This is a genomic window from Pseudomonas asiatica (assembly GCF_009932335.1).
GTDB classification, from domain to species: Bacteria; Pseudomonadota; Gammaproteobacteria; order Pseudomonadales; family Pseudomonadaceae; genus Aquipseudomonas; species Aquipseudomonas asiatica.
Genome location: NZ_BLJF01000003.1, coordinates 1,073,472 through 1,085,000, shown reverse-complemented (window position 1 = coordinate 1,085,000; position 11,529 = coordinate 1,073,472). Strand labels below are relative to the sequence as shown.

The 11,529-nt window shown below is 59.6% G+C and carries 9 protein-coding genes and 1 rRNA gene (1 of these 10 cut by a window edge); all 10 read right to left on the bottom strand.

What is annotated here, in order from left to right; translation table 11 throughout:
* Nucleotides 1-708: ribosomal RNA gene (locus GYA95_RS27520) — 16S ribosomal RNA — on the bottom strand (it extends 829 nt beyond the left edge of the window).
* 896 nt (nucleotides 709-1,604) lie between these two features.
* Complete coding sequence (gene msrQ / locus GYA95_RS27515) at nucleotides 1,605-2,201, bottom strand: protein-methionine-sulfoxide reductase heme-binding subunit MsrQ (protein ID WP_015271832.1); 597 nt, start codon at nucleotides 2,199-2,201, stop codon at nucleotides 1,605-1,607.
* The gene (msrP, locus tag GYA95_RS27510; protein ID WP_015271833.1) at nucleotides 2,201-3,214 is read right to left on the bottom strand and encodes a protein-methionine-sulfoxide reductase catalytic subunit MsrP; all 1,014 of its coding nucleotides are present in this window, start codon (nucleotides 3,212-3,214) and stop codon (nucleotides 2,201-2,203) included. The genes msrQ and msrP overlap by 1 nt, the downstream gene beginning before the upstream one ends.
* A 79-nt stretch (nucleotides 3,215-3,293) precedes the next feature.
* On the bottom strand, nucleotides 3,294-4,145 hold the full coding sequence (gene pssA / locus GYA95_RS27505; protein WP_009685387.1) for a CDP-diacylglycerol--serine O-phosphatidyltransferase: 852 nt from the start codon (nucleotides 4,143-4,145) through the stop codon (nucleotides 3,294-3,296).
* 150 nt (nucleotides 4,146-4,295) lie between these two features.
* A complete protein-coding gene (gene ilvC / locus GYA95_RS27500) occupies nucleotides 4,296-5,312 on the bottom strand; it encodes a ketol-acid reductoisomerase (protein WP_013974255.1) in 1,017 nt (338 codons plus the stop codon).
* Nucleotides 5,313-5,365: 53 nt separating this feature from the next.
* Nucleotides 5,366-5,857, bottom strand: coding sequence for an acetolactate synthase small subunit (gene ilvN, locus GYA95_RS27495; RefSeq protein WP_003250040.1), 492 nt, complete (start codon nucleotides 5,855-5,857; stop codon nucleotides 5,366-5,368).
* 1 nt (nucleotide 5,858) lies between these two features.
* Nucleotides 5,859-7,583 (bottom strand): acetolactate synthase 3 large subunit, encoded by a 1,725-nt coding sequence (locus GYA95_RS27490; protein WP_015271834.1) that lies wholly within the window; start codon nucleotides 7,581-7,583, stop codon nucleotides 5,859-5,861.
* A 408-nt stretch (nucleotides 7,584-7,991) separates the two neighbouring features.
* Entirely contained in the window at nucleotides 7,992-8,324 is a 333-nt protein-coding gene (locus GYA95_RS27485) for a YqcC family protein (RefSeq protein WP_015271835.1), read from the bottom strand.
* Nucleotides 8,324-9,142, bottom strand: coding sequence for a tetratricopeptide repeat protein (locus tag GYA95_RS27480; protein ID WP_039615235.1), 819 nt, complete (start codon nucleotides 9,140-9,142; stop codon nucleotides 8,324-8,326). The genes GYA95_RS27485 and GYA95_RS27480 overlap by 1 nt, the downstream gene beginning before the upstream one ends.
* A 15-nt stretch (nucleotides 9,143-9,157) precedes the next feature.
* Entirely contained in the window at nucleotides 9,158-11,479 is a 2,322-nt protein-coding gene (gene mrcB / locus GYA95_RS27475; RefSeq protein WP_015271836.1) for a penicillin-binding protein 1B, read from the bottom strand.
* Nucleotides 11,480-11,529: the final 50 nt, after the last annotated feature.

Here is an 11,529-nt window from a genome sequence, read left to right as displayed (position 1 = left end):
CCTTCCTATATCTACGCATTTCACCGCTACACAGGAAATTCCACCACCCTCTACCGTACTCTAGCTCGCCAGTTTTGGATGCAGTTCCCAGGTTGAGCCCGGGGCTTTCACATCCAACTTAACGAACCACCTACGCGCGCTTTACGCCCAGTAATTCCGATTAACGCTTGCACCCTCTGTATTACCGCGGCTGCTGGCACAGAGTTAGCCGGTGCTTATTCTGTCGGTAACGTCAAAACAGCAAGGTATTAACTTACTGCCCTTCCTCCCAACTTAAAGTGCTTTACAATCCGAAGACCTTCTTCACACACGCGGCATGGCTGGATCAGGCTTTCGCCCATTGTCCAATATTCCCCACTGCTGCCTCCCGTAGGAGTCTGGACCGTGTCTCAGTTCCAGTGTGACTGATCATCCTCTCAGACCAGTTACGGATCGTCGCCTTGGTGAGCCATTACCTCACCAACTAGCTAATCCGACCTAGGCTCATCTGATAGCGCAAGGCCCGAAGGTCCCCTGCTTTCTCCCGTAGGACGTATGCGGTATTAGCGTTCCTTTCGAAACGTTGTCCCCCACTACCAGGCAGATTCCTAGGCATTACTCACCCGTCCGCCGCTGAATCAAGGAGCAAGCTCCCGTCATCCGCTCGACTTGCATGTGTTAGGCCTGCCGCCAGCGTTCAATCTGAGCCATGATCAAACTCTTCAGTTCAATACTGCTTGGGTTTTTAAGAAACCCTAAACTTGGCTCAGCAATCTCAAATGACTATGTGATTTCTCGCATGGCCACTTGTGATGCTGATAATCTTTGTGACTATCAGTCCGTACTCACAAGCACCCACACGAATTGCTTGATTCGATTTGTTAAAGAGCGTTTGGTTAAGAGCCTTTCGTCTCAACCGAGGCGCGCATTCTACGCTTTCCTCATTTGCTGTCAAGCGTTTATTTTGAAGTTTTTTGCGAGAAACTCGTTTAGCTTCAAACACTTGACTCACCGCAATCTCTCGTAGCGGGAGGCGAATCATACAGCGTTTAGAAGCGCTGTCAACCATCATCTCAACCGCTGCCGATCATTCGATCGTAGCCCTTTCAACTCTTTCTGAGCAACCTAACTTGTTGAATTTCAAGAAGTTTGTCGTTCCGATGTCGCTGGAAGTGGGGCGCATTATAAGGGGATTCGAGAGGGCGTCAACCTTTAATTTCATTTATTTGAAATGTTCCAGGCGAAGACCTTATCAAGGCTACCAGGTGCTCGCCACAACACCTTCTGCGCCTATGAGATCTAGCGCCGCCCGCGCGGCGCTTCGCAGCACAAGGCTGCTCCTACATCTGTTTCGGGCCAGTCTCTCCTGTGCCTGGCGCGCGCGACCGCCTTGTCTGTTCCATTCAACATCGAAGGTTGCGCCTGCTGCTCTTCATCAATCTCCTGCCATGCACCCAGGGTGCGCGCGCCAATGGCGCAGGAATAATTGGCCCGAAACAGATGTAGGAGCAGCCTTGTGCTGCGAAGCGCCGCGCGGGCGGCGCTCGATCTCACAGGCGCCAGAAAACTCAAGGCAGGCACATTTCAAAGGCAATGCCATCTCAAGACAGGCCCTTGCCCCTCCCCTATCTCCGGCCAATCCTGGGCAGCACCCGCGCAACAGCAGGAACCCGCAACACCATCAACACAGCCCCAATAACCGCATAAATCGCCCACTCCCGCAGATCCGAGCGCACGATCCACAGAAAATGCAGCAAACCCAACCCAAGTATCACATACACCAACCGGTGCAGCTTCTTCCACCTCGCTCCCAACCGCCGCTGGCTATACCGATTCGAGGTAACCGCCAGGGCCAGCAATCCAAGAAACCCAAGCGCACCCACAATTATGTATGGCCGCTTGCGCAACTCCACCGCCAACTGCCCCCAGTCCAACCCAAGGATGAAGAACAGGTAAGCCAGGACGTGCAGCACGATATAGGCAAACACCCACAACCCCAACTGCCGGCGCACCACGATCCAGCCCGACCATCCCGTCAGCTTCTGCAGCGGCGTCATGCCCAAGGTAACCAGCAGGAAGGTCAGCGCCCCGAGCCCAAGCCGGTCCATCATGATCTTTCCGGGATCAGGCCCTAGCACATTCATCGCCGCCTCATACAACCACCAGACTGGGAACAGGCATCCCACGATGAAAATGGCCAGACGAAACCAGGGGTAACGCATCAATAGTTCTTCCGCAGATCAAGCCCGGTATACAGCGACGCCACTTCATCGGCATAGCCATTGAACATCTGGGTTTCCCGCACATTGGGACTGAACAGCCCGCTGGGCAGCCGCCGTTCACGCGCCTGGCTCCAACGGGGGTGGTCGACCGTCGGGTTCACATTGGCATAGAACCCATATTCATCCGGCGCCAGCCCTTCCCAGGTGGTGCCCGGCTGCTCCGCCACCAGGCTGATACGCACGATCGACTTGATGCTCTTGAAGCCATACTTCCACGGCACCACCAGCCGCAACGGCGCGCCATTCTGGTTGGGCAGCTCCCGGCCATACATCCCGACCGCCAGGATCGCTAAAGGATGCATTGCCTCATCCAGGCGCAAGCCTTCTCTATAAGGCCAGTCGATCAAGGCGAAACCCGAACGCTGCCCCGGCATGTGCTCCGGGTCTTTCAGGGTTTCGAAGCGCACATAACGTGCCTTGGATGTCGGCTCGACCTGCTTGAGCACCTGCGCCAACGGGAAGCCCAGCCACGGAATGACCATCGACCACGCCTCCACGCACCGCAGCCGGTAGATGCGCTCCTCGAGCTGGTACGGTTTGACGAAGTCCTCCAGCGCATAGCGGCCGGGCTTACCCACTTCGCCATCGACCACAACGCTCCACGGTTCGGTCTTCAGGCTGTCGCCATTGGCCGCCGGGTCGCCCTTGTCAGGCCCGAACTCGTAGAAGTTGTTGTAGTGGGTGGCATCCTTGAACGGCGTGATTGCCTCACCCTTGACCGTTACTGCCTGCCATCGGGTAGCTGCGAGCTTTTCATTGAACCAGCCAGGCGCCCTGCCCGCCTCGACATCGGCGTATCGGCTGGCTTCAGCTGCGCGCGCCATGCTCGGCAAAGCGCCCAGGGCCAGGCCAGCCAACGAGCCACCCAGCAGGGTACGACGGGAGAGATAGATGCCTTCGGGGGTGATCTCCGACGCCTTGCACTCGGAAGACCTGGGAAGCTTGATGAGCATGAGCGGCTCCACAGCACTGGATAACGGATGTACCAGTAAGACTATGGAGCCGGCGGGTTATTCCAGCATTAAATGATTGTCACGCTTTGCGACGGCGTGACTTCAGCAGGAACTGAATCGGGCCCGAAGCCGCATAGGCGAGGAAGATCAGCAGCAGGATACGCGGCGGGTCGCTGAACACCACGGCAAACACCAGCACCACGGCCAGGATAGCCACGAACGGCACACGCCCCTTCAGGTCCAGCTCCTTGAAGCTGTTGTACTTGATGTTGCTGACCATCAGCATGCCGGCAGCAGCCACCAGCAGCGCCACCAGGAACGACAGCTTGGAGCCCTGGATGCCGTAGTCGCTGAACGCCCACACGGTACCCGCGACCACACCCGCAGCAGCAGGACTGGCAAGGCCGATGAAGTAGCGCTTGTCGGCGGTGCCGACCTGGGTATTGAAGCGTGCCAGGCGCAGTGCTGCACCGGCCACATAGATGAAGGCAACCATCCAGCCAACCTTGCCCATGTCGCCCAGCGCCCAGCCAAAGGCCAGCAAGGCCGGAGCGACACCAAAGGCAACCATGTCCGACAGTGAGTCGTACTCGGCACCAAAGGCGCTCTGTGTGTTGGTCATGCGCGCGACACGACCATCCAGGCCGTCGAGCACCATGGCCACGAAGATGGCGATCGCAGCGAAGGCAAAGTACTTGCTCGCCTCGCGAGGGTCACCGGCGCTCAGGGCGCTCTGCGCGCTCATCGAGCTGATGATGGAATAGAAACCGGCAAACAGGTTGGCGGTGGTAAACAGGTTGGGCAGCAGGTAGATGCCACGATGGCGTACCTTGCGCCCTTCGGCGTCATGCCCTTCTTCAACGTGCTCATCGACAGGTAGCAGGCTTTCGGCGTCGGAGGGCTTGTTCGGCTCTTCGGGACGTTCGCTCATGGAGGGTACCTTGCAACAGGATGGAAAATGTTCGACACGGACCTGCAAAACAGGTTCTGACGGCAGGCCACTGGTCTGCTTTATACCAGAAGCTGACTGTCAGAACGAAAAAACGCGGCCGAAGCCGCGTTTTTCATCTTTCGATAAGACTTAGTTCTTGGTCTTGTCGACGATTTTGTTAGCCGAGATCCACGGCATCATCGAGCGCAGTTGCTCGCCGATGATTTCGATGCCGTGAGCGGCGTTGTTGCGGCGCTTGGCGGTCATCGATGGGTAGTTGGTAGCACCTTCGGAGATGAACATCTTCGCGTACTCGCCGTCCTGGATGCGCTTCAGGGCGTTGCGCATGGCCTTGCGGGATTCTTCGTTGATGACTTCCGGACCGGTTACGTACTCACCGTACTCGGCGTTGTTGGAGATCGAGTAGTTCATGTTGGCGATGCCGCCTTCGTACATGAGGTCAACGATCAGCTTCAGTTCGTGCAGGCACTCGAAGTAGGCCATTTCCGGCGCGTAGCCAGCTTCGACCAGGGTTTCGAAACCGGCCTTGACCAGCTCTACGGTACCGCCGCACAGAACAGCCTGCTCACCGAACAGGTCGGTTTCGGTCTCGTCCTTGAAGGTGGTTTCGATGATGCCGGTACGGCCGCCGCCTACGCCCGAAGCGTACGACAGGGCAACATTCTTGGCGTTGCCGGAGGCGTCCTGGTAGATGGCGATCAGGTCAGGGATACCGCCGCCCTTGACGAACTCGGAGCGAACGGTGTGGCCCGGGGCCTTCGGCGCGATCATGATCACGTCGAGGTCGGCACGAGGAACAACCTGGTTGTAGTGGATCGAGAAGCCATGGGAGAAGGCCAGGGTAGCGCCCTTCTTGATGTTCGGCTCGATTTCCTGCTTGTACAGTTGGCCCTGGAACTCGTCCGGGGTCAGGATCATGACCAGGTCGGCAGCAGCGACGGCAGAGGCAACGTCGGTCACTTTCAGGCCATGGGCTTCTGCCTTGGCAACGGTGGCCGAACCTTTACGCAGACCGATGGTGACATCTACACCGGAGTCCTTCAGGTTGCACGCCTGAGCGTGGCCCTGGGAACCGTAACCGATGATGGCGACTTTCTTACCCTGGATGATGGAAAGGTCGCAGTCTTTATCGTAGAAAACTTTCATGAAAATACCCCTGGTTATATCTCGGCCCCTGCGGAGCCATCGCTAATTTGAATTCAGATGCTGAGCACTTTGTCGCCACGGGCAATGCCGGTAACGCCGCTGCGCACGGTTTCGAGAATCGATGCAGTGCCGATCGCCTGGATGAAGCTGTCCAGTTTGTCGCTGGTGCCGCTCAGCTGCACGGTGTACACGCTGGCAGTCACATCGACGATCTGGCCACGGAAGATATCCGTGGTGCGTTTGATCTCGGCGCGCTGGGCACCGGTGGCCTTGACCTTGACCAGCATCAGTTCACGCTCGATGTGAGCGCTTTCCGACAGGTCGACGAGCTTGACCACTTCGACCAGCTTGTTCAGGTTCTTGGTGATCTGTTCGATCACTTCGTCATGGCCAACGGTGGTCAGCGTCAGACGCGACAGGGTCGGGTCTTCGGTCGGCGCCACGGTCAGGCTTTCAATGTTGTAGTTACGCTGGGAGAACAGGCCGACCACGCGGGACAACGCACCTGGTTCGTTTTCCAGCAGCAGGGAGATGATGTGCCGCATATCAGGTACGCTCCGTCTTGCTCAGCCACATGTCACGCATCGAGCCATCCTTGATCTGCATCGGATAGACGTGCTCACTGCGGTCAACCGCGATGTCGATGAACACCAGGCGGTCCTTCATCGCAAACGCTTCTTCCAGCTTCGGCTTGAGGTCCTTCAGGCTGGTGATGCGGATACCCACATGGCCATAGGCCTCGGCCAGCTTGATGAAGTCAGGCAGCGACTCGACGTACGAGTGCGAGTGACGACCGTTGTAGGCCATGTCCTGCCACTGACGGACCATGCCCAACACACCGTTGTTCAGGTTGACGATCTTCACCGGCAGGCCGTACTGCATGCAGGTGGACAGCTCCTGGATGTTCATCTGGATGCTGCCTTCGCCGGTCACGCAGGCCACGTCCTGGTCCGGGAAGTTGAGCTTGACGCCCATCGCCGCCGGGAAGCCGAAGCCCATGGTGCCCAGGCCACCGGAGTTGATCCAGCGGTTCGGCTTGTTGAAGCGGTAGTACTGCGCCGCGAACATCTGGTGCTGACCCACGTCGGAGGTGACGAAGGCATCGCCATTGGTCACTTCGCACAGGGTCTCGATTACTTTCTGCGGCTTGATGACATTGCCGTCACCCTTGTCGTAAGGGAACAGCTCGCCATTGCCACGCCATTCGTCGATCTGCTTCCACCAGGCATCCAGCGCCGCCTTGTCAGGCTGCTCGCCGATTTCCTTGAGGATGCCGAGCATTTCGCTGAGCACGCTGTCGACCGGGCCGACGATCGGCACGTCGGCCTTGATCATCTTGGAGATCGAGGCCGGGTCGATGTCGATATGGATGATCTTGGCATTCGGGCAGAACTTGGCCGGGCCGTTGACCACGCGGTCGTCGAAACGGGCACCGACGGCGAAGATGACGTCGGCATGATGCATGGCCATGTTGGCAGTGAAGCTGCCGTGCATGCCGAGCATGCCGAGGAACTGGCGGTCGGTACCCGGGAAGCCACCCAGCCCCATCAGGGTATTGGTGACCGGCAGGTTCAGCGACTTGGCGATTTCGGTCAGGGCTTCGGAGCCACCACCGAGGATCACGCCGCCACCGGAGTAGACGATCGGGCGCTTGGCCGCCAGCAGCATCTCTGCAGCCTTGCGGATCTGGCCGGAGTGGCCGCGTACCGCTGGGCTATAGGAGCGCAGCTTGACCTTTTTCGGATAGACGTATTCGAACTTCTCGGCCGGGTTGGTCATATCTTTTGGAATGTCGACCACGACCGGACCTGGGCGACCGGATTGCGCCAGGTAGAAAGCTTTTTTCAGAACTTCGGGGATTTCGCTGGCATGTTTGATCATGAAGCTGTGCTTCACGATCGGCCGCGAAATACCGATCATGTCGGTTTCCTGGAAGGCATCGGTACCCACCATGGTGCTAGGCACCTGGCCGGACAGGATGACCATCGGAATCGAATCCATGTAGGCGGTGGCAATACCGGTAATGGCATTGGTCGCGCCCGGGCCGGAGGTTACCAGCACCACGCCGGCCTTGCCGGTGGCGCGGGCGTAGCCGTCCGCCATATGGGTAGCTGCCTGCTCATGACGAACCAGGATGTGCTCGACTTCCGGTTCCTTGAACAGCGCGTCGTAAACATGCAGGAGAGCACCACCAGGGTACCCGTAGATGTGCTTAACGCCTTCGTCACGCAAGAAGCGGACGACCATCTCAGCGCCAGATAAAAGCTCCACGTTGTTCACCTCTAAAACGCCAGAATACCGCCCTCACTGGACGGGTCTTAATAGGTTTACTGCCAAGCAGAGCATGAGCGAACGTCAGCACTGACTGAGCAAGTATTGGGAGCGCCCCAGAGTGTTGCGGGGTTTTCCCACCCAGCGCGAGGTAACGCGTTGCGGGGTGTAACAGGTCGGCGCGGGTGTGCGCCTCATGATCTGCTTAGCGGGTCTGCTTCTGGCAGTCCCTCTACAGCGGAGATTGGATTCTTCTGATTCGGCGCCAACAAGTCAAGAAAAATTATTGCCAATTTTTCCCCAAGATGAATCCCTGCCACCACTAAAAATCGCTTCAGCAGCAGAATAAATAAGATTTCCACAAAAAAGGGCCACAATCTGCGGCCCTTGAAGGAAAAACTGAAGAAATCAGGCGGAAGGAGCAATCAATTGGTCAAATGCTGCCAACAGGCGGCGTAGCTCACGACTTTGCTCTGGCCGGTCGGTAAATACCGTTTCAGCCATTACCAGGATGCCGGACGCACTAGGCAGCGGGTGGCCCAGCTCGATAATGATCTTCATCCGCGGCAGGAAGATCCATTGGAGCCACTGCTCGAAACTGAGGGTATCGACTGCGAAAGGCACCGTGCTGGCCAGTGCCTCATCGCTTGGCGGCTCGTCATCCCACCAGCCTTGCACCTGCAGCTCTCGTTCGATCAGCAGCAGGTGGTCGGCAACATCCAGAATGCGCTGCTCGATCATCACGAATTGACCCGTGCCTTTTGCCGGGCCAGTGCGGCACCAGCGCTGTCACCCTGCTTCTCGCGGGCCTGGGCGATGGTGTTCCACAGCTCGGCCTGCAGGCTCGGGCGGCCGTTGGCGTAAGTCAAAGCACGACGCGCCAACTGCTCGGCCTGCGGTGCATCACCTTGCGACAGGCGTACCTGGGCCAGACGGTACAGTACCTGTGGCTCGCGCGGGGCAATGCGCTGAGCACGCTCCAGGCTCGATGCGGCACCGTTGAAGTCACCGCTGCCCTGCTGGGTCTTCGCGGTGGTCAGCAGCGCCAGCACCGGGCCGTCCAGCTGCTCGTCGGCCGACAGGCCACCGGTAGCAGCACCGCTACGCGGAATACCGGTTGGCGCGCTGGTGCTTTGCGGGGCGCTGTTCATAGCCGCGATGTCGAAGGGTTCGTCGGCGATCGGGTTTGGATTGGTGGTCATTGGTGCCGAAGTGACCGGACCAGTGGTAATTGGGCCTGGGGTGATCGGCCCCGGGGTAATCGGCGAGGTGCTGATTGGCGCCGCGCCATTGGCCGCCGGGAACGTCTGGATGCCCGAAGCGCCAGCGCCCTGTGGGATCATCACGGTCACGCCGGAGTCTTCAGGCAGCGTTTGAGCCTGCGCGGTACCTGCGTTATAGCCACCCGCAGAGCGATTGGCCGTCACGCGTTCGCTGTTGGACACCCGGGTGCTCGAGTCGACCACCGGAATATTGCCGCGCGGGACGCTGGCGCACCCCTGGAGCACAGCCAGCGCCGTCACGGCAGGAAACAGCCACTTGTTCACGTCACACCTCATCAATGCAGCCTGTGCTTAATTCATCCAGCCCTTGACCCAGTCCATGACCGATTCAACTGGATCCTGCTCGCCGCCACAGGTCGCGCCGGCGGGCGGTTCACTCCCGCGAATATACGGCATCTGCACCGCTCCCGGACAGCTGCCATCAGACCCATGGCCGCTGTACGGGTCAATCCAGGCCTGCACCACGTTGTCCGGTTGCGGCATGTCCAGCGGCAGCGGGTCGGCCTTCTTCATGAAGCTGGTCCACACCTGCAGGGCGCCGGTGGCACCAGTAAATGGCGTCTTGCCGTTGTCGTCACGACCCATCCATACCACGGCCAGCAGGTCCTGACTGAACCCGGAGAACCAGCTGTCGCGCGAATCGTTACTGGTACCGGTCTTGCCCGCCAGGGTGAGATTGCGCGGCAAAGTGTTGTACACCGAGCGGCCGGTGCCTTCGCGCATCACCCGCTGCATGGCGTTCTGCACCAGGTAGATAGCCCCCGGGTCGAAGGTTTGCTGGATCTGGAACGGGTAGCGTTTTAGCGGCTCGCCCTCGGCGGTGAGCACGCTGCGGATACCGCGCATCGGGGTATTGAAGCCGCCGTTGGCGATGGTCTGGTACATCGTCGCGACCTGCATTGGCGACATGCCGCCGGCACCCAGCAGCATGGCCGGGAAGGCTGGCCAGTCAACGTTCACTCCCAGCCGGCCAATGGTCTTGATCACGTTGGGCACACCCACTTCCAGGCCGATCTTGGCAGTCGACAGGTTGTAGGAGTTGGCCAGCCCCTGGTACAGGTAGATGGTGCCATGCGGGCGACGATCGTAGTTCTGCGGGCGCCAGACCTGGCCGTCGGCACCTTTGACCGAGAACGGCTCGTCCTGCACCCAACTGGTCAAGGTGTACTTGGTCGGTTGTTCCAGCGCGGTCAGGTACACCGCCGGCTTGACCAGCGAACCGATCGGCCGCACGGCATCAATGGCGCGGTTGAAGCCGGCAAAGCCGGCCTGGCGGCTGCCGATCAGCGCCTGCACCTCACCGGTTTCCGGATTGGTCACGACCATCGCCGACTCAACCTCGTCCGCCCCCTTGCGCCCCGCGAGGCGCTTGAAGGTCTCGCTCATCGAGGTTTCGGCCTTCATCTGCAGGATCGGGTCGAAGCTGGTGAAGATGCGCAGCCCTTCTTCGGTCAAGTCTTCATCGCGGTAGTCCTGGCGCAGCTGACGCTTGACCAGGTCGAGGAAGGCCGGGAACGAGCTGTCTGCCAGGCTGCCGCGCTTGGTCACGCCCAGCGGCATCTTCTTCGCTGCATCGACTTCTGCCTGGCTGGCCACGCCCTGCTCGGCCACCAGGTCGAGCACCAGGTTGCGGCGGGCCAGGGCGCGGTCCGGATAGCGACGCGGGTTGTAGTAGGACGGCCCCTTGACCATACCCACCAGCAGAGCGATCTGGTGCAATTTCAGCTCCGACAGCGGTTGGCTGAAGAAGAACTGGCTGGCGAGGCCGAAGCCGTGCACTGCACGCTGACCATCCTGGCCGACGAACACCTCGTTGAGGTAGGCCTCGAGGATCTCGCGCTTGTCGTAGTGCAGCTCCAGCAACACAGCCATCATCGCCTCGGTCAGCTTGCGGCTGAGGCTGCGCTCGCTGGTGAGGTAGAAGTTCTTCACCAACTGCTGGGTCAGGGTGCTGCCACCCTGGCGCATGGAACCTGCCGAGGTATTGACCCACATGGCTCGGGCGATGGACTTGGGCGACACCCCGAAGTGGCTGTAGAAATCGCGGTCTTCCGTCGCCACCAGAGTTTCGAGCAGGTAGGGCGGTACCTGGTCGATCTTGATCAGGATGCGGTCTTCGAGGTTTTTCGGGTAGATGCCGCCGATCATCAGCGGCTCCAGGCGCACTACGTCAAGCGTCTTGCCGTTGGCGCCGGAAAGGCCCGCCACGTAATCGCCGGAGAAGCGCACACGCACGAACTGCGCCGGCTCCATGCCCTCGTAGAACTGGAAGCCACGGGTATTGAGCTCGACGGTGTTGCCGTTGACTGACGCCGCTCCCGGGCCGTTGGCCGCGCTTTCACGCCGGTAGCCGAGCGCGTCCAGCTCGGTGAGGAAGTCGTTCTTGCTCAGTTTCTGGCCGGTGAACAGCTCCAGCGGCCGGGCATACACCTTGGCCGGGATGGTCCAGCGCTTGCCGGAAAACTTTTCCTGGACAACGGCATCGAGGTAAACCGCGAAGCCGGCGACTATCACCAGGCCGACCAGGCTGAGCTTCAAAGCCCAGCCCAGCCAGGCGCGGGAGCGGCCGGTCGGGCGTTTCTGAGGGGTACGGGGATTTCGAGTTCGGGTCATGGCGGCGGATTATACGCACTTTATAAAGGCTGGGCAGACGCCCCCGGCGG